This window comes from Sinorhizobium terangae, from assembly GCF_009601505.1.
GTDB lineage: Bacteria > Pseudomonadota > Alphaproteobacteria > Rhizobiales > Rhizobiaceae > Sinorhizobium > Sinorhizobium terangae.
Map to the genome: position 1 here is coordinate 37,719 of NZ_WITC01000043.1, position 24,002 is coordinate 61,720.

Sequence of the window (24,002 nt, forward strand, 5' to 3'; positions counted from 1 at the left end):
GCCGGGCATTATCGTCGCATGATCCTGATCAGGTCGCAAATAAAGCGCGGCTGCACCAGGCACGAATGTCCCGCGACCATCCTGATGGCAGGCGTCAACACCGGATGAAACCCGGCGCAAACCCCTTGCGCTACACGCCAAAAGCCGCATTTTGCGGGCCTTCCGGCGATTGTTCCGGTCCCCAGACCGAAATAGGACAGCAAACCTGTCCTATTTCATGCGCTCTATGCCAGAAAGCGCCCCCATTCGCAAGGGGCATATCAGCAAATAATGGAAGAGAGTTTGCCGAAGATTGCCGGAAATTTCGCGCTTTTAAAATTAAATTACAATCGCTCGGCGGTTTCTTCACTTTGGTTTCAAACTGGTCTTGTGTTGGCATGCCTGTCAGACAGCCGCATTGATCGTCCGTGGAAGTCGGCTATGGTCTCGCCGGAGCGGCCGAAGGGTGGCCGAAAACAGGGTGACTTCAGATGATCTTTTCCTCCGACAACTGGGCAGGCGCCCATCCGGCAATCGCCGAAAGCCTGGTGGCTCATGCAGGCGGCTATGCTTCTGCCTATGGCACAAGCGAACTCGACCGGAAGGTGGAAAGAAAATTCTCGGAAATCTTCGAAAGGGACGTGGCGGTATTTTTCGTCGGCACCGGCACCGCCGCGAACGCGCTGGCGCTGTCCAGCGTCAACCGGGCTGGCGGCGTGGTCTTTTGCCATCGAGACGCGCATGTCAACGTCGATGAGTGCGGTGCACCGGAATTCTTCTCTCACGGGGCCAGGCTCTGCCCGGTCGACGGCATTGGCGGCAAGATGGACGCGCCGGGGCTGGAGGCCGAGATCCGTCGCTTTCCCCCGGAATTCATCCATGGCGGCCGGCCGATGGCAGTGACCATCACCCAGGCGACGGAAAGCGGCACAGTCTATTCGCCGGCAGAAATCGATGCGATTGCCGCCGTCGCGAAATCGCACAAGCTTCCGCTGCACATGGACGGTGCGCGCTTCGCCAACGCGCTGGTCAGCCTCGGGACGACGCCGGCGGAAATGACCTGGAAACGCGGTATCGACCTATTGTCGTTCGGCGGCACCAAGAACGGCTGCTGGTGTGCCGAAGCGCTCGTCCTGTTCGACCCTTCGAAGGCGCACGAAATGCATTTCCTGCGTAAGCGCGCCGCCCAACTCTTTTCGAAATCCCGCTTCATCGCCGCGCAGTTCGACGTCTATCTCTCAGGCGATCTGTGGCTCAATCTCGCCCGTCATGCGAACGCGATGGCGGAGCGCCTTGCCGACGGCATTTCCGCCTCGGCGAAAAGCCGGCTCGCCTGGTCGCCGGACGCCAACGAGGTTTTCGTGATCCTCAAGCAGGACGTGGCGTCGAAGCTGCAGCAACATGGTGCGGTCTTCTACGACTGGCATGTTCCGGATCACCTGGCGGACAGTGTGGCCGCTGACGAAGGGCTCTACCGGCTCGTCACCAGCTTCGCGACACGATCGGAAGACGTCGACCGCTTCGTCGAAGCCTGCTGATGGGCAAAAGACGAATACGAAGAAGGCGGCGCCATTCGGACGCCGCCTTCTTGAATTCCAGTCCTTAGATCAGATTAGAGGGTCTGGGCCTCAATCTGCTTCGGCTGCGAGGCAACCGAGGTGATCTCGATGCGACGCGGCTTGGCTGCCTCCGGGATCTCGCGCACGAGATCGACGTGGAGCAGGCCGTTCTTCAGCGAAGCGGACTTGATCTCGACATGGTCGGCGAGTTGGAAGCGGCGCTCGAATGCGCGCTTGGCAATGCCGCGATGGAGAAACTGGCTTTCCTCGCCCTTGTCTTCGCTCTTTTCGCCCTTGATCGTCAGCGTGTGTTCACGCGCTTCGACCGAAAGCTCGCTCTCGTCGAAACCGGCAACGGCCATGGTGATGCGATAGGCGTTTTCGCCCGTGCGCTCGATGTTATAGGGCGGATAGGTCTGCGACTGATCGGGCTGTCCAAGGCTGTCAAGCATGGTGAACAGGCGATCAAAGCCGACTGTGGAACGATAAAGGGGGGAGAAATCAAAGTGACGCATGGTGTCCTCCTTAAGAGCAACGGTTTGCGATGTCTGGTCTGCCACCCCATCAGGCGGCGGCGCGACCGGTGAACGGACCCGTGATCGGCGTCCGTGATGAAAACATGGGAACGCTCGTGCGCCAGTTCAAGGGAATTTCTGCGCCGATTCTTCGGGATTGGCGCTTGGTGAACAGAACATGAATGACTGGTTCGGTCCCCATTCAGCCGCCGTGGATTAAAACAAGGACACTGGGAAAAATTCCTGGCGCTGAAGTACATGTCCCTTCTGCTTCAGCGGCCGGAAACGGTGATCGTCCGGATTTCACCCACCGTTTCCGGCCCTTTTTTTCTTTGACGCGCTTGAGGCCACCGCCTATCCCTCAGAAGACGCGGGTGTTTGGCGGAACGCTTTCATTGTTCCCCTGTCCACGCCAAGGATTTCAACGCGCTTTAGATCTCGGGCCGTCGCTCTTCATGACCACGATCCTCTATTCGATACCGGACAACCCGATACCGGGCAAATATGCGGCAGGCTTCTTCGATGGGGTCGGCAACCGCAAGATTCGCTATGCGGTTTTCAAGACGGAAGTCTCGGTTGCCCGCGGCACCATCGTGCTGCTGCCGGGCCGCAACGAGGCGATCGAGAAGTATTTCGAGACAATCGCTGATCTCATCGCCGCCGGTTTCTGGGTCGCCACCTTCGACTGGCGCGGCCAGGGCGGCTCCGAGCGCTTGCTGCGCCACCCCGGTCGCGGCCATGTCGCTCATTTCACCGACTACGAGCGCGATCTCATGATCTTCCTCGAGGAGATCGTCCTGCCCGACACCCGCCTGCCCTTCTCCATCGTCGCCCACTCTATGGGCGCGCTGGTGGCGCTGTCGCTGGCGCCGATGCTCGCGAGCCGGATCGACCGCATGGTGCTGCTTGCGCCCTTTGTCGGCCTCGGCGGCCAGGCCATCGACCAAAAAGGCATTTTTGCGATCGCGACGATAATGGACTGGCTCGGCTTGGGAAGGCTGCCGCTCCATGGCGACAAGGGCAACCTTCCCTTCGCGAATAACGTCCTGACGGCCGACGCGCGCCGCTTTGCGCGCAACCAGGCGCTGACCGATGCCTACCCGCAATTGCGGGTGGGACCACCAACCGCCCGATGGCTGCACGAGACCTTCCAGGCAATGCGGCGCGTCCTGCGCCGCGCGCATCTGACGCAGGTCAGCGTGCCGACCATCATCCTGGCGCCGACAGCCGACCGCCTCGTGCCGCATCTTGCCGTGGAATTCCTGGCGCGCAATTTCCGCGCCGGGCACATGATCCCGATCGACGGCGCGCGTCACGAGCTTTTCCAGGAAGCCGACCGTTATCGTGCCCAGGCGATGGCTGCAATTTTCGCGTTCCTGCCCGGATTCGAGAACGCCGGCCAGGCGCCCCACCAATTCGAGGAAAGCTTAGTTCCCACTGCATGATTCCTTAGATCGGAATCGATTCGAGGACAAAATCATGCAGCAATTTAAAGTGCTACAGCGAACTCAGCGCGTCCCGTCGGACGCGCTGAGTTGCAGTATTTTCAGCGCCTGCGCGTGGATCTCGCGGCTGCCGGCGGCGATGATCTCGCCGCCCATTTCCGCCGCGCCGCCCTGCCAATTGGTGACAATGCCGCCAGCCTGTTCGATCAGCGGAATGAGACCGCCGACGTCGTAGGGCTTCAATCCGCATTCGATCACAAGGTCGACGTGGCCGGATGCGAGAAGCGCGAAGGCGTAGCAGTCGCAACCATAGCGGAAGAGCCGCACCTTGGCCTGCAATGCCTCGAAGCGCTCCTTGAGATCGCCGGTATAGAGATGCGGCGAGGTGGTGAACAGCACCGCTTCCGAGAGCGCGTCGCAGGCACGCGTGGAAAGCACCTTCTCGCCATCGGGACCGCGATAGGTCGCCTTCTCGCCGTCGGCAAAATAGCGTTCGCCGGTAAACGGCTGGTCCATCAGCCCCATCACGGCCTTGCCGTTGCGGTAGAGACCGATCAGCGTTCCCCAGACGGGAAGCCCGGAAATGAAGGCGCGCGTCCCGTCGATCGGATCGATCACCCAGACATGTTCGCGGTCGAGACCGACATTGCCGTGCTCCTCGCCCAAAATGCCGTGCTGTGGAAACGTATCTTCGATCAACGCGCGGATTGCCGCCTCGGCCGACCTGTCCGCCTCCGTGACGGGGTCGAACCCGCCTTCCAGTTTGTTGACGACGCTGGCGCCGGTCCGGAAAAGCGGCATTGTCTCCGCTTTGGCAGCGTCGGCGAGGCGGTCGAAAAAGGTGCGGTCCGGCAACATGTCGCTCTCTCGAAGAAAGTATGGGGAAGGGGAACCCTGATTAGACGAATTTGATCGAAAGGCAAGAATGCCGGAATTCGCGCAAATGGAAGCCGGGAGCGGAGGCTCGAAACGTTCCGCATCGCACCGTCGGTTTCAGGAAATTCCCGCTGCGCCTGCGAAAGTTTTCACCCTCAAAACTTGACATTTGTGCAGCGCAACAATAGAGTGTTTAAGCAGTCACCCATGGCTGCAAATACCCTCCTTGGGTGTTTCCTCCCTAGACTTGACCGCGCCGCTGGCGCGGTTCTTTTTGAGAGCGCCGGGCCGCGCTATTCCGCCGCGAGCGGCAGATAGGCGCCATATTCCTCGACATGTTGCGCAAGTGCGGCGATAAACGTCGTGAGGTCGGCCGTCAGCGCGGCAAATCCGGGCTTTTTGACGAGGGTCACCTCGTCGACATAGAGGCTCCGGTTGATTTCGATCTGGAGCGCGTGCAATCCGCGTGTCGGCCGGCCGTAATGCTCGGTGATGAAGCCGCCGGCATAGGGCTTGTTGCGGGCGACCACGTAACCAAGCTGTTCGAGCAGGCCGACAGCGGTGCGTGACAACTCCGCCGCCGCACTGGTGCCATACCGGTCGCCGACGATGAAGTCCGGCCGACGGCTGCTGCCGGGAAGATGGACGTTGCCCGGCATCGAATGGCAATCGATCAGGACCGACATCCCGAACTGCACATGGGTGCGGGCGATCAGCTTCCTGAGCGTCGCGTGATAGGGCTTGTAGATCGTCTCGATGCGTCCCAGCGCTTCCTCGACCGGAAACCGGCCACGATAGATCTCCATATTCTCGGCGACAAGGCGCGGCACGGTTCCAAGACCGCCGGCGACCCGCATGGAGCTTATGTTGGCATGCGGCGGCAACTGCCCTTCGAACATGCGCGGATCGAGTTCGTAGGGTTCACGGTTGACATCGAGAAAGGCGCGCGGGAAATGGGCGCGAAGCAGCGGCGCGCCCAGAAAGGTCGCGTTCTGAAACAGCTCATCGACGAAGTGATCTTCCGAACGGCGGATCGAATGCGCATCGAGCCGCGATTGATCAAGAAAGGACTGCGGATAGAACTGGCCGCTATGCGGGGAATTGAACACAAAGGGGATCCGCTGACTTGCGGGTTCCAGGACCTCGAAAAACTCCCGCTCGACTGCTTCCCCCATCGCAACCCTTTTTACCATGTCCGGATCTTGCTGTTCGGATCATGTTGCCAGTTGGTCGCCTCTGTGTCCATAGTGACGTCTCGCTGGTACCTGGGCATTGTTATGCCCTGTTCACCAGATATTTACCATGTTGCGGTCTGCTGAGCTGCCGCACTCCACAAGCATCGAAAAGAAGTAGCCACGGCCGAATACATGACTGCGAAAATCCTCCTTGCCGAAGACGATAACGATATGCGCCGCTTCCTCGTGAAGGCGCTGGAAAAGGCTGGCTATAAGGTCCTGTCCTATGACAATGGCGCCAGCGCCTATGACCGGCTTCGCGAAGAACCCTTTTCGCTTCTCTTGACCGACATCGTCATGCCGGAGATGGACGGCATCGAACTCGCCCGCCGCGCGACCGAACTCGACCCGGACCTCAAGGTGATGTTCATCACCGGCTTTGCCGCGGTGGCGCTGAACCCCGATTCGAAGGCGCCGAAGGATGCCAAGGTCCTTTCCAAGCCCTTCCACCTGCGCGACCTCGTCAACGAGGTCAACAAGATGCTGGCCGCCTGACGGCGCCTTGCTACTGCATGATCCTTAAATCGGAATCGATTTAAGGACAAAATCATGCAGCAAATCAGCAATTCAAAGTGCTGCAGCGACCTTTGCGCGTCCGATTGGACGCGCGGCGCTGGAGGACGGCCCTGTTGAAATTGTTGGCCCCGCCAACTCCGCGCGGGTGCACATTGCTTCGAGGCTGCGGCCGATCCGTGCTGATCGGCCGCAGCCTTTGTCATTTCAATAATTTATCGGAAGATTCCGCTCGGCCGAGGCATCCGGCGAAGGTGTTTCGCTGAGAAATGCGGTCAGTGAACATCTCCGAAATTTCTGTCAAAAAACCTTCGAAAAGCCTATTGACGCGGACGAGGGTTTTGTGGTCTATGCGCCGCATCGGATGGGCGTGTAGCTCAGCGGGAGAGCACTACGTTGACATCGTAGGGGTCACAAGTTCGATCCTTGTCACGCCCACCATCCAAGTTTCTGATGTTGAAGGCCTTTCGAGAAATCGAGAGGCCTTTTTACTTGGTGCCCCTTACAGCGCCGTGCGTCCTTTAGGACGCACAAAGGACGCTGTAACTCTCTGATTCCACGCATCGTGCTTTCCGAAAATCGGGTCCGACCTTCGGGCCGATGCGGTAGGTTCACTGAACCTCCTACAAAGGCATTGGCGATGAGCCGAGCCGCTTTCCGCCAGGCAGATGTGGAACGGTTTTATCCGCGCCGCACCCTTGTCGGCACGATCTTGTCGGCCTTCTCCTCAGAGGACGTTGCGACGCCTGCACTGGTAGGGACGGGAAGAGAATTGAGACGACTGACGATGCATGTCACGCTCTCGTCATCATCGCTGGTTATACAGGTCGCATCTCGCCATTGACCACGGATGTACTGGCAATGGCTCTAGGAAGGTCGGGTATGCCCCGGCCTTTTTTGTTTGCGAGCCTTTCCTCCGTCCTTACAGCGCCGCTCGTCGAACCAGACGCGCAAAGGTCGCTGTATTTTGAGTTTCTGCAGGCAGTAGCGGGCCAGATCTCTCCTCCATAATTCTCACTCGAGACGGTAATCCTGCGCCGGATCCATCGCAAGGCACCGCCGACCCGTCTGACCGCTCGCAGATTGAAAGCGAGCCATACTTAGAAGGCAGGCGGCCGCCCTTTGCCAACCAATTGGGCATTTCGGATTTTGCTTTATTTTTGAGCAGATATGAATTATACGACAGTTATGCGATGCGGTCCCTCCCAAGCGCATCGCCGGGTTCGCGTACCGATATAGCCTGTCGCTGATGCATCGGCGCCAGGCTTTCTTTTTCGGCCACCGATGCGCGGATTCGCAAAAACGCCACAGACCAGCAGATCTCCGTTTTGCTTCACTTTCGACCGGCGCTAGCGCATCGGCCCGAAAATCGGACCCGATTTTCGGAAAGCACGATGCGTGGAATCAAAGAGTTACAGTGTCCCTTGCGCGTCCCAAAGGACGCACGGCGCTGTAGCGGCGATTGTCCATCTCCTCCGCCGGCCTTGGGCGTTGAACCAACCAGCCCGTTCCAAGCGATCAGGTCCATTCCAAAACGTTTCGGCTTGACTCCCAAAACGTTTTGGAGAATTCTCTCCGATAGGGAGTGAAAGCATTGGCCAATCTGAAACAGCTCGCGCAATCGCTTGGACTGTCGATCACGACGGTTTCCCGTGCGCTGGACGGCTATTCCGATGTCTCTGCCGCCACCCGCGAGCGGGTGCGCGAGGCCGCGGAGAAGGCAGGATACCGGCCGAATGCATCTGCCCGCAGGCTCCGCAAGCAACGTGCCGAATTGGTCGCCGTCACACTGCCGAGTGACCCCGGCCATATCGGCCCGCCGCACTTTCTCGACATGCTTTCCGGCTGTGCCGAACATCTGGCGAGCGCAGGCCTGAACCTCGTCATCGCACCCGTTCCGCGCGGCGAGAGCGAAGTAGAAATCTGCCGCCGCTTTGTCGATGGCCGGCGTGTCGACGCCATGCTCCTGGTGCGCACCAAGCGGCGCGACGAGCGCGTCGAGTTCCTGCAGTCGCGCGGCATCCCCTTCGTCACCAATGGCCGCACCGAAAGCCTTGAGCCGCACCCCTATATCGATGGCGACGGCTTTGCCGGGTTCCTTGCCGCGACCCGGCGTTTCCAGGCCACCGGCCACCGCCGCATCGGCCATATCGCCGGCCCGCAGGAATATTACTTCGCGCATGTGCGCCGCATGGGCTGGCAGGCGGCCATGGACGATGCAGGCCTCGAATCCGACCTCTGCGCCGAGGGCGCGCCGACCGAACAGGGGGGCTACCTCGCGGCCCTTGAGCTGCTCCGCCGTCCTTCGAGGCCGACCGCGCTCGTCTGCGCCACCGACGAAATGGCGATCGGCGCGCTCAGGGCATTGCGCGAGATCGACGGCGGCGATCACATCAGCGTCGTTGGACACGACGATCTGCCGATCGGTGCCTATACGAGCCCGTCGCTTTCGACCATGCGCATGACCGGCGAGAACCTTGGGGCGAGCTTCGCCTCACTGCTGCTTCGTGCCATCGCGGGCGAACCGGCGGCTGAGCTCCAGGAGCTTCACGCGATCGAATTCGTCGACCGCGACAGCCACCGACGCCCGCGCGGGTGACGGCATAATCGATTCGATCACGGCCGAGAACAATGAAGGAGGAGAAGATGAAACGCCTGATGTCATTCGGAATTGTGGCTTCCACCGTGCTGGCTTTTGCCTCACCGGTGCTCGCCCAGACGGTTTTTGTATCCACGCAGCTTCGTCCGATCGAAGAAGCGACCGTCGTTCGCGAGGAACTGCTGCAGGATGTCGGCGACGTCGACTACGTCGTCGAAGAGCCGCCGCAGTTCGCGGTGCGCATGGAGGCGGAGCGCCAGGCCGGCACCCGCACGGTCAGCCTCGTCGGTGCGCTGCACGGCGAGCTTTCGCCGCTCGCCGACAGGGATTCCCTTGAGCCGCTCGACGATCTGGCCAAGACGCTCGCGGCCGGCGGCATGCCGCAATCGCTGCTCGATCTCGGCAAGCTCGGCAAATCGACCCAGCAATACATCCCGTGGATGCAGGCGACCTATGTCATGGCCGCCAAGAAGGAAGCCCTGCAGTACCTGCCTTCCGGTGCCGACGTGAATGCCCTCACCTATGACCAGCTCATAGAGTGGGGCAAGAAGATGCAGGAAGCGACCGGCCAGCCGCAGATTGGCTTCCCCGCCGGTCCGAAAGGCCTGATGGCACGCTACTTCCAGGGCTATTTCTACCCGTCCTTCACAGGCGGCGTCGTGCGCACCTTCCAGAGTGCCGACGCGGCGGCTGGCTGGGAAAAGCTGAAGGCGCTTTGGGCCTATGTGAACCCGAATTCGACCAACTACGACTTCATGCAGGAGCCGCTGGCTGCTGGCGAGGTCATGGTCGCCTGGGATCATGTCGCGCGCCTGAAGAACGCCATCTCCGCAGCTCCGGACGATTACGTGGTCTTCCCCGCACCGGCCGGCCCGAAGGGCCGCGGCTACATGCCGGTCGTCGCCGGTCTCGCGATCCCGAAGGGCGCACCGGACAAGGATGGTGCCACGAAGATCATCGAGCATCTGACAACGCCGGACGTCCAGCTCCTTACCGCATCGCGGGTCGGTTTCTTCCCGACGCTCAACGTAAAACTGCCTGAAGACCTGGATCCGGGTGTCGCGCTGCTCGCCGGCGCGGTGACGGCCACGCAGGCTTCAAAGGACGCGCTGATCTCGCTTCTGCCGGTCGGCCTCGGCGACAAGGGCGGCGAATTCAACAAGGTCTACATGGACAGCTTCCAGCGCATCGTGCTGCAGAACGAGCCGATCGCCGACGTGCTCAAGACGCAGGGCGAGACCATGGCCAAACTGATGACCGACACCAAGGCGCCCTGCTGGGCACCGGACGCCAAGAGCGACGGCCCCTGCCCGGTCGAATAATCCTCGCGAGGATGCCCGGGCGGATTGTTCGGGCATCCTCATCGAAGTCTTCCGAGGCGGGAACCGATGACCAAGAACCGATCCTGGATCCCCTATCTGCTGATCCTGCCGTCCGTCGCCTTCCTGGCGCTGCTCTTTATCGTACCGCTGCTGCAGACGATCTGGCTGGCGTTCTCGGACAATGGCGTGCCGTCGCCGGCAAATGCCCAGCGCATGATGGCCGACATCAATTTCACTCGCTCGGTCAAGAATACCTTCCTGCTGACCATCGCGGTCGTGCCGGTCCAGCTCGCCATAGCGCTTGTCATGGGCACGATGGTCGCCAAGGTCGGCCGCGGCCGGGAGACCATTCTCTGGGTCTGGACGATCCCGCTCGGTATCTCGGATCTCGCCGCCGGTCTCGTCTGGCTGTCGATCCTGCAGAACAGCGGCTATTTCAATTCGCTGCTGCTCGGCCTCGGCGTCCTCGAGCGGCAGGCGAGCTGGCTCTCCTACCAGACGCCCGTGGCCCTCTTCTTCGCCATCGCGGTCGCCGAGATCTGGCGCGGCACGGCGATTGTCATGGTCATCATCGTGGCCGGCCTCAATCAGGTGCCGAAGGAATTCAGGGAGGCTGCCGAAATCTTCGGCGCCGGGCCCTGGACGCGCTTCTGGCGCATCACCCTGCCGCTTATCCGGCCGGCGCTGCAATCGGCGCTCATCCTGCGCACGGTACTCGCCTTCGAGGTCTTCGCGGTCGTCTATGCGCTCGGCGGACGCAATTTCCCGGTCCTCGTCGGCGAGGCCTACACTTGGCAGAACCAGAACCAGAACTACGGCGTCGCCGCGGCCTATGCCGTGCTGATCATGATCATCTCGCTTGCTGCCACGCTCATCTATTTGAAAGCCATCAAGGTTGATCCGGAGCGCCTGCCATGAGTGCGCAAACCACGAGCAAAGCGGGCCCCGCAGGCTTCGTGTCCTCCCGCCGCTGGCTTCTCTGGAGCGGTATCGCAGCGCTCTGTGCCTGGGTCCTAGTGCCGATTTATCTCGTGGCCCTCGGCGCGCTCGGCGGCCGGCAAGGCGTTTATCAATGGCCGAAGACTGGTCTGCCGACCGGCGTCTCGCTAGACCCCTTCATCCTGTTCCTGAAGACCGAGGGCGTGCTGCAGTCCTTCCTGAATTCGCTGGGAGCGGCGGGAATCACCGTCGCGCTTTCGATCCTGCTCGGCGCACCGGCCGGCTACGCGCTCGCCCGCTACAATTTCCATGGCAAGGACAGTTACCGCCTGCTGGTGCTGCTCACCCGCGCTTTCCCGCTAGCGATCCTGGCGCTGCCCCTCACCGTTTCGTTCATCAAGCTCGGCCTCTACGACACGATCATCGGCGTCGGCCTGATCCACACGGTGCTCGCCCTGCCGTTTGCCGCACTCGTGACGCAGGGCATCTTCATGGGCGTGCCGAGGGAGCTTGAGGAGGCCGCCTGGGTGTTCGGCTGCACCCGCGTCCAGGCTTTCTTCAAGATCGTTGCGCCGCTGGCACTGCCCGGCATCGTCGCAACGGCAGTCTTCGCTTTCGTCATTTCGTGGAACGAGGTGTTCGCGGCCTCGGTGCTGACGGTCCGCAACCGCACGCTGACGGCCTATCTGCTAACGGTCCTTTCCGAAAGCCCGATGCATTACCGCTTCGCCGGCGGCCTGATGCTCATCCTTCCGTCGGTTGTCTTCATTTTCGCGGTGAGGCGTTACCTCTTCGCGATCTGGGGCATTTCCTCCAAGTAACGGGACCATACCCATGGCCAACATTGTCATTGACCGCATCCGCAAGAGTTTCGGGACCTTCGAGGCCCTGAAGGAGGTCTCGCTGACGATCAACGACGGCGAATTCGTCTCGCTGCTCGGTCCTTCCGGCTGCGGCAAGACCACGCTGCTGCGCATCATCGCCGGATTGGAAACCTCGACGTCCGGCGACGTCCTGATCGGCGGCAAGTCCGTGATCGCTCTGCCGCCCAAGGAGCGTGGTCTTGCGATGGTTTTCCAGAACTACGCCGTCTTTCCACATATGACGGTCTACGAAAACGTCGCCTTCGGGCTACGAATGCAGAAGGCCGATGATGCGCGGGTGAAGGCACAGGTCGAGAAGGCGGCGGGCCTGCTCCACATTGAGCAGTATCTCGACCGCTATCCAAACAAGCTTTCGGGCGGTCAGCGCCAGCGCGTCGCTGTCGCTCGCGCGCTGGCAGTCGAGCCGAAGGTTCTGCTGATGGACGAGCCGCTTTCCAATCTCGACGCGCTACTGCGCCTCGAAATGCGCACCGAGCTCAAAACTGTGCTGCAGTCGGCGGGCACCACGACGATCTATGTCACCCACGACCAGACGGAGGCCATGGGCCTCTCCGACCGCATCGCCGTCATGCACAACGGTGTGGTCGAACAGGTCGGCACGCCGGTCGACGTCTACAACTATCCGGCGACGCGCTTCGTCGGCGGCTTCATCGGCAACCCGCCGATGAACTTCATCAAGGTGCCGGTCACGAACGGCCAAGTGGCCGCCGGCAGCGAACCGCTCACAGTGCCCAAGGAAACCGGCAATGAGGTAATTCTCGGCCTGCGCGGCGAGGCAGTGCAACTGGCGCCCCTGGCGCTCGGGCTGGAGATGAAGGTCCGCGTCGCCGAGCCGATGGGGTCGCATTTGCTGCTGACCGGCTCGATCCACGACCAGCCGGTGCGCGTCATCCTGCCATCTTCGGAAACCGTCAGGAGCGGCGACGTCATCGGCCTCAAGCTCGATCCGAACCGCATCACCTGGCTTTCGCCCGAAAGCGGCAAATCCTTTCCGGCCGCAACGGCCCGATAATTTTGGAGTACCCGGCATGAACATGCATATCGACCAGGCCAAGCGGATTCTCGTCGCCAACGATCGCGGCGGCTACACCGTGCCGACCGACCGGCTTTACCCCTTCCAGTGGAACTGGGATTCCGCTTTCGTCGCCATGGGTTTCGCGCTCTATGACACCGACCGGGCCTACCGCGAGTTGGAGCGCCTGGTGGAGGGCCAATGGGCCGACGGCATGATTCCGCACATCGTCTTCCACCAGCCGAGCGATACCTACTTCCCCGGTCCGAACGTCTGGCGCACGAAACACAAGATCCCGACGTCCGGCATCACCCAGCCGCCGGTCTTCGCCATTGCGCTGCGCAAGCTCCACGAGGCTGCAGGCAGGCAAGCGGAAGCCCGCACCCTGCCGCTCTACGAGGCGGCGCTGAAATGGCACCGTTGGTGGTACAAGGCCCGCGATCCCGAAGGCACCGGCCTCGTGGCGCTTCTTCATCCCTGGGAAAGCGGAAGCGACAACTCCCCGGCCTGGGACATCGCGCTCGCCCGCGTGCCGACCACCACTGATACGCCCGTGGTTCGCAAGGATACCGGCCATGTGAATGCTGACATGCGGCCGCGCGACGATGACTACAAGCGTTTCATCCATCTCGTCGACGCCTATGCCGCCTGCGGCTGGGATCCGGCAAGGCAATGGGAGAAAGCGCCGTTCAAGATCGCCGAAATCCAGACGACCGCGATCCTGCTGAAGGCCGGCGAGGACCTTGCATATCTCGCCGGCTTGTTCGGCAGGACGGAAGAGGCGGCCGAGATTGCCGCCTTCAACGACCGCACCCGGAGGGCAATCCTCGCCCAATGGCGGCCGAAGCTGTCGCGCTTCGTTTCCCGCGACCTGATCTCCGGCGACGACGTGGAAGCCGCCACACAGGCGGGTTTCATCCCTCTCCTATCGCTCGATCTGGACACCGTGATTGCAGGCGCGCTGGTGACCGAAATGAGAGCATGGTCGAAGGGCCTCAAGGTTGCATTCCCGACCACGAAGCCAGGCATCGCAGGATGGGAACCGAAGCGTTACTGGCGCGGCCCGGCCTGGGCCATCATCAACTGGCTGCTGATCGACGGACTGAAGCGCAACGGTCATCAGGATGCGGCGGAAGAGCTCAGGAAATCGACGATTACGGCGATCGAGACAGAAGGTTTCGCTGAATATTTCGACCCGGTGACCGGTGAGGGCTGCGGCGGCCTTGGTTTCTCATGGACGGCCGCCGCCTATATGTGGCTGACCAAAGCCCGCCTTCCTTGAAAGGCTACAGCGCCGTGCGTCCTTTAGGACGCACAAAGGACGCTGTGACTCTTTGATTCCACGCATCGTGCTTTCCGAAAATCGGGTCCGATTTTCGGGCCGATGCGCTAAGACCGCCTTCCGTCAAGAATCCACCGTTTCAGAAAAAGGTGGATTCTTTGACCGGCTCCGATGAGCCGTCAGTGCGCCACCTGCGATGCCGCCGACATCACTTCTTCCGGCGCCGGAGCCCGGAACATATTGCGGCCGTCAGGCGTCACCTCGGTGAAGCACCAGCGCACCACGCCGTCCCGGTCGAGCAGGAACTGTCCGACCATCTGGCCCATGCCCGTGGCGATCATCCGGTTGTCTTCGTCCGTTATCTCGTATTCGTCCTTCTTGTCGAGATATTCCGACGCGGCGAACGGATCCATTGGCTCCGGCAATTCTTCGGGCATGTCGATGCGCATCGACATCGCGCTCTGCATACCGACCTTGCGCGGCCAATCATCCTCGTTTTCGGTGAATTCCAGGTTGGGCAGACCGAAGGCACGGTGCGAAATCCGCTCCGGATCGGCTGCTGCAAGAAGGTTCGGCAGGGGATGGTAGCGGAAGTAGAGCCGTGCCCGCTCGATTGGCGTATTCACAACCGTCAGGCTTTCGACGCCTTTTTCGTTCAACGCACCCTTGAGCTGCGCCATGGCGGCGATGTGCCGGCGGCAAAACGGGCAATGGAGGCCCCGAAACAGGCCCACCAAAACCGGCTTGTGACCGCGAAAATCATCAATGGCGATCTTGCCTTCCTGCGTGATCGCGTCGAGTACGACATTCGGCGCGCGATCGCCCGGCTGCAATGGCCCCGTGCTGCGATATTCGACCATGATGCACTCCTCCCACTAATCATCCAGCGCCAGACATCTTCGCAGAAATCGAAGCCCGATGTCTTAGTGCAACTCCGGCAATGTGTACGGTTTACCGCCCGGAATTGCGTTATTCCAACGAGTTGGATCCCTTCACTGTTTCCATGAAACGATCAAACGATCTAGTCGAGAAATGGCAGTATCATCAATGCTTCAGGATCAAGATCGTGACGTGCGCAGATGTCTCGAGCCAAGGTAAAATAGCGCTCGGCCGCCTCCAGATCTCCCGCATCAAGGCAGAGCGCTGCAAGACCATCATAGCACGGAAACAGCACCTGTGCCTCGTTCGTTTCGGCGGCGAGATCTATCGCCTCGCCATAGAACCGTCGCGCCTCGTGCGGGCGGTCGTGGCACTGGTAAATCTGCCCGAGCACAAGCAACGAAACCGGCAGGTGCTCGCGCTGGTCGAGGGCGCGGTCGATTTCGATCGCCTTCTCGGCGGCTGGCACGCCGTCGTCGGCGCAGCGGTCGGTGAAGGTGCAGTAGGCCACGGCCAGGTTGGCGAGCAGCCGCGCCTGAAAGCCGAGATCGCCGATGCGCCGCGCCATATCCAGCCCGCGTCGGCAGACCTCGACCGCAAGCTTCGGATCGACGATGGTGTAGAGCACACCGAGATTCGTGTATCCGCGGCAGGCCGCCTGCATCAGGGTAGCCGCCTCGGCAACGGCAACGCTCTCCTCCACCGCAGCGATCGCTTCGCGCGTCTGGCCACGCCGCGCCAGCGCCACGCCCCTGGTGTTCAACGCCTCGGCCGTCACCAAGGCCGCCTCGCGCCGCGCCTCGTCACTGGCGTCTCGCGCCAAATCCCTGACCCGGCTCAACGCGTCGTCGGCCCATTCCGACGCGGCAAGATAGTCGCCCATGCGAAAAGCAAGATGTCCGCGCTCCTGCAGAAGGGAGGCGCTCTCCACGGGCGCATCCGCGCTTGCGAGAAGGGCCGCCGCATCGCTGAAATTCGCTTGTGCCTGTTCGCGATTGCCGGCCTCCCAGAGAAGATGGCCGAGCTTGCGGAGGATCCGGGCGGAGGCAACCGGGTCGGTCGAGACCCGCTCGCAGCCGAGCAGCGCGTGATAATGCTCCTCCGCCGCGGCACGCTCACCGGTCGGCACCAGGAGATCCGCGATGCGCTCGCGGGCGACGAACCATTCCGGCCTTTGTTCGCCCAAGGCCGCAAGGGCTGCCATGGCCTGCCGGTAGTAGCGGATGGCATCCTCGTTGGCACAAAGCTGGCGCGCTCGATCGCCGGCCGCCATGAGGTAGCGCGCGCCCCTGATCCTGTCTGCCGACTGGCTGAAATGGTGGCCGAGCAGCGCCAGTTCCTCGAACCGCTGCGGGTTCTCGCCATAGCGACGCTCGAGCGCCTCGGCGATGGTCGCGTGAATTTCCGTGCGGCGCTTCACGAGCAGGTTGTTATAGACCGCCTCGTGTAGCAGCGACTGCGTGAAACGGTAGGACTGCAACGATCGCTCGCTCCCCGCCTCCTCTATGATTTCCGTGTCGCAAAGCAATTCCAGGCCCCGGTCTACCTCGGCCGGCGCCACGGAGATGCTCCTGAGCAGGTTCGCGTCGAAGCTCGGGCCGATCACCGCGGCGCAATGAACCAGCCGGCGAACCTCCTGCGGCAACCGGTCGATTCTTGCGAGCAGCATCGCCTCGATGCCGATGGGGATATCGACCGTCGCTTCACCGCCGGCCACGCGCCAATGGGAACCGTCGCGCGTGAGCGTCTCCAGATCGATCAGGCTGCGGACGATCTCCTCGACGAACAGCGGGTTGCCGCCAGCCCGCCGCAGGATCCGTTCACACAATTTGTTGGGCAGACCGCCTTCTCCGAAGAAGGCCGACAGGAGGTGCTGGCCATCGGCAGCGGATAATGGACCAAGGCGCAAGGCGGTGATGCTGGTGCGGCCGGGCGCCAGCCGGTCGGGACCGGCATCCGGCCGCTGCGTCGTCAAGAGCATCAACGGCCGGCGATCGAGCCTGTCCAGCACGAAGCGCAGCGCCTCGAGCGAAGCCGAATCCGCCCAGTGCAGGTCCTCTATGACGAGGAGAAGCGGCGCCTGGTCGAGACGGCGCTCCATGATCGTCCGGATGGCGGAGAACAGCTGCCGCCGAACCTGTTCGGGCGCAACGTGCTGCAGCATCCCATCGCGATCGTCGATGCCGAGAATATGAAAGAAGAGCGGCATGAGCTGTTCGATCTCGTCCGGCGGAAAGCCTATTTCGGCAAGGCCCAGGGACAGGCCCTCCTCTGTCTCCTGCGGCGTGTCGGCCGGGGATATGCCGTAGGCACTGCGCAGGACCCGGGCGAGTGTTCCGTAGGAGGGTTCGCCGAGTGGGGAACACGCGGCCCGCCGCACGGCGACGTGTGCAAACTCGGGCTCCTCGCCAAGGCCGGCAAGAAAGTCGTTGACGAGACGTGTCTTACCGATCCCGGCTTCACCGGTCAGGCGCACCAATTGCGCCGTACCGCTGGAGGCCAACGCAAGACAGTCGCGCAAGCGCCCGATTTCCTTGTCGCGCCCGATCAGCGGCGCGCTCAGGCCGAGCGCGTCGAGCCCCCGTGCCGCGCGCGGCACGTCGAGTACCCCGCTCATGCGGTGAACCTGCACGCTGCCGGCCTTGCCGCGCAAGGTGACCGCCCCAAGCGTCTCATAGGCAAAAGCATGCCGCGTGAGGCGGTGCGTCACCGGCCCCACAAGTATCTCATCAGGCCCCGCCATCGACTGCAGCCGCTGCGCGGTGTTCACCGTGTCTCCGGTGACGGAATAGGATTTGCTGTCGCCTGCACCGAAGGCGCCGGTGACAACGGGGCCGGTATTGACACCGATATGGAGGTTCAGCGGCAGACCGATCCGCACGCGCCAGCGTTCGCCCACGTGCGCCGCCCGGCGCACCATTTCCATCGCCGCACGAAGCGCTCGTTCCGGGTCGTCCTCATGCGCCACTGGCGCACCGAAGAGGGCGAGCAACGCGTCGCCGATGAACTTGTCGACGAAGCCGCCGAAGGCTTCCACGGCCTCCGTCAACTCCTCGAAGAGTTCGTTCTGCAGCGTCTGCAGGATCTCAGGATCGACCTGCTCGCCCAGGGTGGTGAAGCTGCAGAGATCGGCAAAGACGATCGTAACCGTGCGGCGGTCGGCACCACTGTCCGCGCTCGAACGTGGCGGAGAGACGGCCTGCGGTGCCGGGCCGGGAGTCCGGGGGCGTTGCGCCGGCACGGAGGGAGCCGACGCACCGAGCTGCGTGCCGCATCGCGGGCAAAAGGCAAAGTGCGGCGGACAGGAATAGCCGCACCCCGGACACAGGTTCTGCTGTTTCGCACCGCACTTCGGGCAAAACGCAAAGCCGCTTTGTATTTCGTAACCGCATTCGTGACAGTTCATCTCGGACGAACCCTCAAGAAGTCCGACACGTCCGGGAAAGGGCCTGTCGGGTATGAATGCCCAATGACAATGGACTTGTTGTCTTGGCTTGGCAAGCAAACGCAGGATGGCCGCGGCAACGCGCGCCAGCGACACGCTAAGGTGACGCGGCGACCCACCGCCAACTGCTCAGTCGGCGGAAATAATCTGACGCAAAAGATGACGCGCGCGCAATTTTGCGCTAGTACCCTGCACCGGCGCTCCCGTATCGCCATATCCGCATAATGACATTCGTCCGTGAAGGAACACGTTCATGCCTGCCTATCGCTCCCGCACCACCACACACGGCCGCAACATGGCCGGCGCCCGCGGCCTCTGGCGCGCAACGGGCATGAAGGACAGCGACTTCGGCAAGCCGATTATCGCGGTGGTGAACTCGTTCACGCAGTTCGTGCCGGGTCACGTGCATTTGAAGGATCTGGGCCAGCTCGTCGCGCGCGAGATCGAGGCGGCCGGCGGTGTTGCCAAGGAATTCAACACGATCGCCGTCGACGACGGCATCGCCATGGGCCATGACGGCATGCTCTATTCGCTGCCCTCGCGCGAAATCATCGCCGACAGCGTCGAATATATGGTCAACGCGCACTGCGCCGACGCCATGGTCTGCATTTCCAACTGCGACAAGATCACCCCCGGCATGTTGATGGCGGCCCTTCGCCTCAACATCCCGGCCGTCTTCGTCTCCGGTGGCCCGATGGAAGCCGGCAAGGTCGTTCTGCACGGCAAGAAACACGCGCTCGACCTCGTCGATGCAATGGTCGCTGCCGCCGACGACAATATTTCCGACGAAGACGTCAAGGTCATCGAACGTTCCGCCTGCCCGACCTGCGGCTCCTGCTCGGGCATGTTCACCGCGAACTCGATGAACTGTCTGACCGAGGCGCTCGGCCTGTCGCTTCCCGGCAACGGCTCGACGCTGGCGACCCATGCTGACCGCAAGCGCCTCTTCGTCGAGGCGGGTCACCTGGTGGTCGACCTCGCCCGCCGCTACTACGAACAAGAAGACGAACGCGTCCTCCCGCGCACGATTGCTTCCAAGCAGGCCTTCGAGAATGCCATGGCGCTCGATATCGCCATGGGCGGCTCGACCAACACCGTGCTGCACATCCTCGCCGCCGCCTATGAGGGCGAGGTCGATTTCACCATGGACGATATCGACCGGCTGTCGCGCAACGTCCCGTGCCTCTCGAAGGTCGCCCCCGCGAAGGCCGACGTGCATATGGAAGACGTGCACCGGGCCGGCGGCATCATGTCGATCCTCGGCGAACTCGACAAGGGCGGCCTCATCAATCGCGACTGCACGACCGTGCATAGCGACACAATCGGCGACGCCATCGACCGTTGGGACATCACCCGTACCTCGAGCGAAACGGTCCGCAATTTCTTCCGTGCCGCCCCCGGCGGCATCCCGACCCAGGTCGCCTTCAGCCAGGACGCTCGCTGGGAGGAGCTCGACACGGACCGCGAGAAGGGCGTCATCCGCTCGGTCGAGCACCCCTTCTCGAAGGACGGCGGCCTCGCTGTGCTCAAGGGCAACATCGCGCTCGACGGCTGCATCGTGAAGACCGCCGGCGTCGACGAGAGTATCCTGAAGTTTTCCGGCCCCGCGCGGGTCTTCGAAAGCCAGGACGCCGCCGTCAAGGCGATCCTCGGCAACGAGATCAAGGCGGGCGACGTCGTCGTCATCCGCTATGAAGGGCCGAAGGGCGGGCCGGGCATGCAGGAAATGCTCTATCCGACCAGCTATCTGAAGTCGAAGGGCCTCGGCAAGGCCTGCGCGTTGATCACCGACGGCCGTTTCTCCGGCGGCACGTCCGGTCTCTCCATCGGCCACGTTTCGCCGGAAGCGGCGAATGGCGGCACGATCGGCCTCGTGCGCGAAGGCGACATGATCGACATCGACATCCCGAACCGCACGATCAGCTTGCGTGTCGACGAAGCCGACCTCGCCACCCGCAGACAGGAGCAGGACGCCAAGGGCTGGAAGCCGGCCGAGCAGCGCAAGCGCCAGGTGACGACCGCGCTCAAGGCCTACGCCGCTTTCGCAACCTCTGCCGACCGCGGCGCCGTGCGGGATCTCGGCGACCGGTGATCGGCGCAACTCGCAAACGCAAGAAGGCTCCCGTCGCGGCGGGGGCCTTTTCGTTGCAAGCCGCTTGAATCACATGTACCGTGTCTCGGCGGGCGGGTTCCACCAGTTGTTGTGCAGCCCGTCCATATACTGGATCGGCAAGGCCGCGAGCACGGCCGGATCGACATCATCCAGGCAGGCGACGTTGATCGAGACGAAGGCGCCGCCGAGCTCCTCGACATATCCGTGGCCGTAGGGCGACAGCCCACAGGTGGGGCAGAACCGGTGATGGCCGCTCATCGTACCGAACTGATAGTCGCCGATACCCGCCTCCTCGCACATCAGCCGGAAGTCCTCCGGCTTCACGGTCGCACCCCAATAACGCTGCTTCGAGCAATACGAACAATTGCAGCGACTGGTCCCCGCCTGGAGATCGGCATCGACCTCATAGCGAATTCGTCCGCAATGGCAGCTGCCCCGATAGGTCGTCTTCATCGGCATCACCCCTCCCTTTGGTGCCATCAGGTCTTCGATTTTCGCAAAGTTAGAGCGGGAAACGCGGACGGAAAGGCCTCCCAGTCCGCTTCGGCGCCTATAGCGCCGCGTGTCTTATCAGACGCGCGAAGGACGCATTAGCGCTTTGAATGGCTGCAAAATGCCGGCCCGACCGTTCACGCCTCTACGGATAGGACCTCGGCGGCTCGCGTTCCGTCCTGGGTTAGCGCCAAAAGATCGGCGCGCAGGCGTTCCGGAACATTCGGGCCCAACCGCGCGTCGACCTCGGCATGGGTTTCCTTCCAGATCGGCACTGCCCGGGCGAGCAGCCGCTCGCCTTCCGCCGTCAGCCTCAGGCGGCGCAACCGGCGGTCCTCAGGGTCGACAAGGCCATCCACCAGTCCGCGACGCTCAAGCGGCTTCAGCGCGGCGGTCAGCGTCGTACGGTCCATCGCAAGCAGCGAGGCAACCATGCTCATGCTCGGAGGTTCGGGCCGGTTGAGCGACATCAGCAGCGAGAATTGCCCGTTTGTGATATCGAGAGGCCGAAGCGCCTCGTCGAACCGCCGCGCGAGTGCCCGGGCGGCGCGCTGGACATGCAGGCAGAGACAGTTGTCCCTGACGAGGACGGTGGTGGCGAAGGGTACCAGAAGCGACTTTGACATGGTTGAGTAATGTTGATATCAACGTAATTAGTCAAGTGCTACATTTCATGAGGAGGAAGGAGCATGAGACCACACCATGCCGTCGTGTCGCACGAGGAATGGCTGAAGGCGCGCAAATCACTTCTCGCCCTGGAAAAGGAACACACCCACCTGCGAGACCGGATCAATGCCGAGCGTCAGGCACTGCCCTGGGTCAGGATGGATAAATCCTACATCTTCGAAACGCTTGCCGGCCCCAAGACATTGTCCGAGCTTTTCGACGGGCGCAGCCAGCTCGTCGTCTATCACTTCATGCTTGGACCAGACTGGGAAGCCGGCTGTTCTAGCTGCTCGTTTCTGGCCGATCACTTCGCCGGCATGCTGCCGCATCTTAATCACCACGACGTCACGCTGATCGCAGCTTCGAATGCGCCGCTCGCCAAGATCGAGGCCTATCGCAAGCGAATGGGCTGGCATTTCCCGTGGGTGTCGGCGCAAGGCAACGGTTTCAACAGCGACTTCCATGTGTCCTTCACGCCCGCCGAGCTTGCGGGCGACAAGGTCGTCTACAATTTCACCGAAATCGACAGCAGCGAGGCCTACGAAGAGCTTCCCGGACTCAGCGCCTTCTACAAGGACGAGGACGGCACCGTCTATCATACCTACTCCACCTATGCCCGCGGCCTGGAGGAGCTTGTCGGCACCTTCATGCTGCTCGATCGGGCGCCGAAGGGGCGGAACGAAGGTAAGGTCATGGACTTCGTCCGCCGCCACGACGAATACGAGGAGGCGCCCAGGCAAAGGGCCTGAGCCTGATGACAACCAGGGAACCATCGGCGTTTCCGAGCGTTGCTTTATCGCGCGGCGCTCCAGTTCGGGGCGCCGCGTCTCGCCATTGGAGGGATTGATGAAGGCGGAACCTCAGGAGGAGCACCGGTGGCTTGAACAATTGCTCGGTGAGTGGGAGGTGACGTCGCTACCTCCGACCGAGGGCGACCAGCCGCAGACTCCATGGACGGAAAACGTTCGCTCGATGCAAGGTCTGTGGGTCGTCTGCGAGGGAAAAGGCACGATGCCGGACGGCAGCCCCGCCCAGTCGCTGATGACCCTTGGCTTCAACCCGCAGACGAACCGCTATGTCGGCACCTGGGTCGGCTCGATGATGACGCATATGTGGGTCTATGACGGCGTGCTGGAAGACGACCGCAAGACGCTCACACTCAACTGCGAGGGGCCGGACTTCGACCGACCCGGCAGATCCGCAAGCTATCAGGACGTAATCACCCTTATCGACGGCAATCATCGCACGCTGACGGCCCGCGTCCAGACCGAAGACGGGAGCTGGAAGGAGGTCATGGCCGCCGAATATCGCCGGCGCTAATGCATGTCGCCCAAAATTGTGCAGCAGTTTTTGAGCCGACGACATGCAAACGACACGCTGAAGAAGTAAACCGCGTAGCAGGAAAACCACTGTTCGGCTGCCGCGAATGGCAGCACATCCCCACAAGAAACCGGAGGAGAGACAATGACGGGTCAGCACGGGAAATTCGTCTGGTACGAACTGATGACGACTGATACGAAGGCCGCCCAAACTTTCTACGAGAGTGTCGTTGGCTGGAGCGGCAGCGATGCCGGTATGCCGGGCATCGAATACACGCTGTTCTCCGTCGGTGATCGGCATGTGGCGGGACTGATGACGATGCCCGAGGGCGCGCTCGATATGAAGATCCCGCCGGCCTGGCTCGGCTATGTCGCCGTCGATGACGTCGATGCGGCGGCTGCCAAGCTCGCCGCGGAGGGCGGCAATGTTCACCGCGCGCCCGATGACATCCCGGGCGTCGGCCGCTTCGCCATCGTCACAGATCCGCACGGTGCGGTCTTCGCGCTCTTCAAGGGAACGAGCGAGGAGCCCCCGGCGCTCGAGCAGATGGCGCCCGGAAACGTCGGCTGGCACGAGTTGATGGCCGGCGACCTTAATACCGCCTTTCCGTTCTATTCCAACTTGTTCGGCTGGACCAAGGACCAGGCAATGGACATGGGCGATATGGGCACCTATCAGATCTTCGCCTGGAACGGCACCCCGATCGGCGGCATGATGACCAAGCCGAAGGAGGTTCCCGCCCCCTATTGGCTCTACTATTTCAACGTCGAAGCGTTGGACTCGGCCATCGAGCGGGCAAAAGCCGGCGGCGCGAAGATCGTCCTGGAGCCGATGGAAGTTCCGGGCGGCTCCTGGATCGTCCAATGCATCGATCCGCAGGGCGCACTTTTTGCCCTTGTCGCGCCGAAGCGTTGATGGCGGCGTTTC

General features: G+C 62.1%; 20 protein-coding genes and 1 tRNA gene. 14 read left to right on the forward strand and 7 right to left on the reverse strand.

Translation table 11 applies throughout. The annotated features are described in order from the left end of the window. Positions 1-470 precede the first annotated feature (470 nt). A complete protein-coding gene (locus GHK62_RS12125) occupies positions 471-1,517 on the forward strand; it encodes a threonine aldolase family protein (RefSeq protein WP_153439388.1) in 1,047 nt (348 codons plus the stop codon). Positions 1,518-1,591: 74 nt separating this feature from the next. On the opposite strand, the gene GHK62_RS12130 is transcribed toward GHK62_RS12125, so the two are convergent. Continuing rightward, entirely contained in the window at positions 1,592-2,053 is a 462-nt protein-coding gene (locus tag GHK62_RS12130; protein WP_153439389.1) for an Hsp20 family protein, read from the reverse strand. A 455-nt stretch (positions 2,054-2,508) separates the two neighbouring features. On the opposite strand from GHK62_RS12130, the gene GHK62_RS12135 reads away from it, so the two are divergent. Beyond that, positions 2,509-3,498: an alpha/beta fold hydrolase gene (locus tag GHK62_RS12135; protein ID WP_153439391.1), complete on the forward strand. Its 990-nt coding sequence runs from the start codon at positions 2,509-2,511 to the stop codon at positions 3,496-3,498. A gap of 63 nt (positions 3,499-3,561) precedes the next feature. Here the strand turns inward: GHK62_RS12135 and hisN are convergent, their stop codons facing one another. Both hisN and GHK62_RS12145 read right to left on the reverse strand, forming a co-directional pair. Then, complete coding sequence (hisN, locus tag GHK62_RS12140) at positions 3,562-4,356, reverse strand: histidinol-phosphatase (RefSeq protein WP_153439393.1); 795 nt, start codon at positions 4,354-4,356, stop codon at positions 3,562-3,564. Between the two features lie 311 nt (positions 4,357-4,667). Beyond that, positions 4,668-5,549, reverse strand: a complete 882-nt coding sequence (locus GHK62_RS12145; protein ID WP_153439466.1) for an N-formylglutamate amidohydrolase — start codon at positions 5,547-5,549, stop codon at positions 4,668-4,670. 192 nt (positions 5,550-5,741) lie between these two features. Here GHK62_RS12145 and cpdR1 point away from each other — a divergent pair, with 192 nt between their 5' ends. The 8 genes from cpdR1 to GHK62_RS12185 all read left to right on the forward strand — a co-directional run bounded on the left by cpdR1 (position 5,742) and on the right by GHK62_RS12185 (position 14,160). Beyond that, on the forward strand, positions 5,742-6,104 hold the full coding sequence (gene cpdR1, locus GHK62_RS12150) for a response regulator CpdR1 (protein ID WP_003531148.1): 363 nt from the start codon (positions 5,742-5,744) through the stop codon (positions 6,102-6,104). Positions 6,105-6,488: 384 nt separating this feature from the next. Beyond that, a tRNA-Val gene (locus tag GHK62_RS12155) sits at positions 6,489-6,563 on the forward strand. A gap of 1,153 nt (positions 6,564-7,716) precedes the next feature. Then, complete coding sequence (locus tag GHK62_RS12160; RefSeq protein ID WP_153439395.1) at positions 7,717-8,721, forward strand: LacI family DNA-binding transcriptional regulator; 1,005 nt, start codon at positions 7,717-7,719, stop codon at positions 8,719-8,721. Between the two features lie 47 nt (positions 8,722-8,768). Next, complete coding sequence (locus GHK62_RS12165; RefSeq protein ID WP_153439397.1) at positions 8,769-10,043, forward strand: ABC transporter substrate-binding protein; 1,275 nt, start codon at positions 8,769-8,771, stop codon at positions 10,041-10,043. A 66-nt stretch (positions 10,044-10,109) separates the two neighbouring features. Beyond that, a complete protein-coding gene (locus tag GHK62_RS12170; RefSeq protein ID WP_153439399.1) occupies positions 10,110-10,961 on the forward strand; it encodes a carbohydrate ABC transporter permease in 852 nt (283 codons plus the stop codon). After that, positions 10,958-11,803, forward strand: a complete 846-nt coding sequence (locus tag GHK62_RS12175) for a carbohydrate ABC transporter permease (RefSeq protein WP_153439400.1) — start codon at positions 10,958-10,960, stop codon at positions 11,801-11,803. Before GHK62_RS12170 ends, GHK62_RS12175 begins: the two co-directional genes overlap by 4 nt. A 13-nt stretch (positions 11,804-11,816) precedes the next feature. Continuing rightward, positions 11,817-12,878, forward strand: a complete 1,062-nt coding sequence (locus tag GHK62_RS12180; RefSeq protein ID WP_153439402.1) for an ABC transporter ATP-binding protein — start codon at positions 11,817-11,819, stop codon at positions 12,876-12,878. 16 nt (positions 12,879-12,894) lie between these two features. After that, positions 12,895-14,160 (forward strand): MGH1-like glycoside hydrolase domain-containing protein, encoded by a 1,266-nt coding sequence (locus GHK62_RS12185; RefSeq protein ID WP_153439405.1) that lies wholly within the window; start codon positions 12,895-12,897, stop codon positions 14,158-14,160. A 179-nt stretch (positions 14,161-14,339) separates the two neighbouring features. On the opposite strand, the gene GHK62_RS12190 is transcribed toward GHK62_RS12185, so the two are convergent. Together GHK62_RS12190 and GHK62_RS12195 are read right to left on the reverse strand one after the other, a co-directional pair. After that, on the reverse strand, positions 14,340-15,020 hold the full coding sequence (locus GHK62_RS12190) for a peroxiredoxin-like family protein (protein ID WP_153439407.1): 681 nt from the start codon (positions 15,018-15,020) through the stop codon (positions 14,340-14,342). 161 nt (positions 15,021-15,181) lie between these two features. Beyond that, complete coding sequence (locus tag GHK62_RS12195; RefSeq protein ID WP_153439409.1) at positions 15,182-18,445, reverse strand: adenylate/guanylate cyclase domain-containing protein; 3,264 nt, start codon at positions 18,443-18,445, stop codon at positions 15,182-15,184. Between the two features lie 292 nt (positions 18,446-18,737). Between GHK62_RS12195 and ilvD the strand changes: the two genes are divergently transcribed. Beyond that, positions 18,738-20,576, forward strand: coding sequence for a dihydroxy-acid dehydratase (gene ilvD, locus GHK62_RS12200; protein ID WP_153439411.1), 1,839 nt, complete (start codon positions 18,738-18,740; stop codon positions 20,574-20,576). Positions 20,577-20,645: 69 nt separating this feature from the next. On the opposite strand, the gene GHK62_RS12205 is transcribed toward ilvD, so the two are convergent. Continuing rightward, positions 20,646-21,050 (reverse strand): GFA family protein, encoded by a 405-nt coding sequence (locus tag GHK62_RS12205; RefSeq protein ID WP_153439468.1) that lies wholly within the window; start codon positions 21,048-21,050, stop codon positions 20,646-20,648. Between the two features lie 176 nt (positions 21,051-21,226). After that, positions 21,227-21,715 carry a MarR family winged helix-turn-helix transcriptional regulator gene (locus GHK62_RS12210; RefSeq protein WP_153439413.1) on the reverse strand — a complete coding sequence of 163 codons (489 nt, stop codon included), beginning with the start codon at positions 21,713-21,715 and terminating at the stop codon, positions 21,227-21,229. A 63-nt stretch (positions 21,716-21,778) separates the two neighbouring features. On the opposite strand from GHK62_RS12210, the gene GHK62_RS12215 reads away from it, so the two are divergent. The 3 genes from GHK62_RS12215 to GHK62_RS12225 all read left to right on the forward strand — a co-directional run bounded on the left by GHK62_RS12215 (position 21,779) and on the right by GHK62_RS12225 (position 23,990). Beyond that, positions 21,779-22,504 carry a DUF899 domain-containing protein gene (locus GHK62_RS12215; protein WP_153439415.1) on the forward strand — a complete coding sequence of 242 codons (726 nt, stop codon included), beginning with the start codon at positions 21,779-21,781 and terminating at the stop codon, positions 22,502-22,504. 97 nt (positions 22,505-22,601) lie between these two features. Further along, the gene (locus GHK62_RS12220; protein ID WP_153439417.1) at positions 22,602-23,075 is read left to right on the forward strand and encodes a DUF1579 domain-containing protein; all 474 of its coding nucleotides are present in this window, start codon (positions 22,602-22,604) and stop codon (positions 23,073-23,075) included. 144 nt (positions 23,076-23,219) lie between these two features. Then, positions 23,220-23,990: a VOC family protein gene (locus GHK62_RS12225; RefSeq protein WP_153439418.1), complete on the forward strand. Its 771-nt coding sequence runs from the start codon at positions 23,220-23,222 to the stop codon at positions 23,988-23,990. Positions 23,991-24,002 lie beyond the last annotated feature (12 nt).

What these genes read in the sequence shown, in the direction of transcription:
- GHK62_RS12125 (WP_153439388.1), top strand. Translation starts at nt 471, where the DNA reads ATGATCTTTTCCTCCGACAACTGGGCAGGCGCCCATCCGGCAATCGCC.
- GHK62_RS12130 (WP_153439389.1), bottom strand. Translation starts at nt 2,053, where the DNA reads ATGCGTCACTTTGATTTCTCCCCCCTTTATCGTTCCACAGTCGGCTTT.
- GHK62_RS12135 (WP_153439391.1), top strand. Translation starts at nt 2,509, where the DNA reads ATGACCACGATCCTCTATTCGATACCGGACAACCCGATACCGGGCAAA.
- hisN (WP_153439393.1), bottom strand. Translation starts at nt 4,356, where the DNA reads ATGTTGCCGGACCGCACCTTTTTCGACCGCCTCGCCGACGCTGCCAAA.
- GHK62_RS12145 (WP_153439466.1), bottom strand. Translation starts at nt 5,549, where the DNA reads ATGGGGGAAGCAGTCGAGCGGGAGTTTTTCGAGGTCCTGGAACCCGCA.
- cpdR1 (WP_003531148.1), top strand. Translation starts at nt 5,742, where the DNA reads ATGACTGCGAAAATCCTCCTTGCCGAAGACGATAACGATATGCGCCGC.
- GHK62_RS12165 (WP_153439397.1), top strand. Translation starts at nt 8,769, where the DNA reads ATGAAACGCCTGATGTCATTCGGAATTGTGGCTTCCACCGTGCTGGCT.
- GHK62_RS12170 (WP_153439399.1), top strand. Translation starts at nt 10,110, where the DNA reads ATGACCAAGAACCGATCCTGGATCCCCTATCTGCTGATCCTGCCGTCC.
- GHK62_RS12175 (WP_153439400.1), top strand. Translation starts at nt 10,958, where the DNA reads ATGAGTGCGCAAACCACGAGCAAAGCGGGCCCCGCAGGCTTCGTGTCC.
- GHK62_RS12180 (WP_153439402.1), top strand. Translation starts at nt 11,817, where the DNA reads ATGGCCAACATTGTCATTGACCGCATCCGCAAGAGTTTCGGGACCTTC.
- GHK62_RS12185 (WP_153439405.1), top strand. Translation starts at nt 12,895, where the DNA reads ATGAACATGCATATCGACCAGGCCAAGCGGATTCTCGTCGCCAACGAT.
- GHK62_RS12190 (WP_153439407.1), bottom strand. Translation starts at nt 15,020, where the DNA reads ATGGTCGAATATCGCAGCACGGGGCCATTGCAGCCGGGCGATCGCGCG.
- GHK62_RS12195 (WP_153439409.1), bottom strand. Translation starts at nt 18,445, where the DNA reads ATGAACTGTCACGAATGCGGTTACGAAATACAAAGCGGCTTTGCGTTT.
- ilvD (WP_153439411.1), top strand. Translation starts at nt 18,738, where the DNA reads ATGCCTGCCTATCGCTCCCGCACCACCACACACGGCCGCAACATGGCC.
- GHK62_RS12205 (WP_153439468.1), bottom strand. Translation starts at nt 21,050, where the DNA reads ATGAAGACGACCTATCGGGGCAGCTGCCATTGCGGACGAATTCGCTAT.
- GHK62_RS12210 (WP_153439413.1), bottom strand. Translation starts at nt 21,715, where the DNA reads ATGTCAAAGTCGCTTCTGGTACCCTTCGCCACCACCGTCCTCGTCAGG.
- GHK62_RS12215 (WP_153439415.1), top strand. Translation starts at nt 21,779, where the DNA reads ATGAGACCACACCATGCCGTCGTGTCGCACGAGGAATGGCTGAAGGCG.
- GHK62_RS12220 (WP_153439417.1), top strand. Translation starts at nt 22,602, where the DNA reads ATGAAGGCGGAACCTCAGGAGGAGCACCGGTGGCTTGAACAATTGCTC.
- GHK62_RS12225 (WP_153439418.1), top strand. Translation starts at nt 23,220, where the DNA reads ATGACGGGTCAGCACGGGAAATTCGTCTGGTACGAACTGATGACGACT.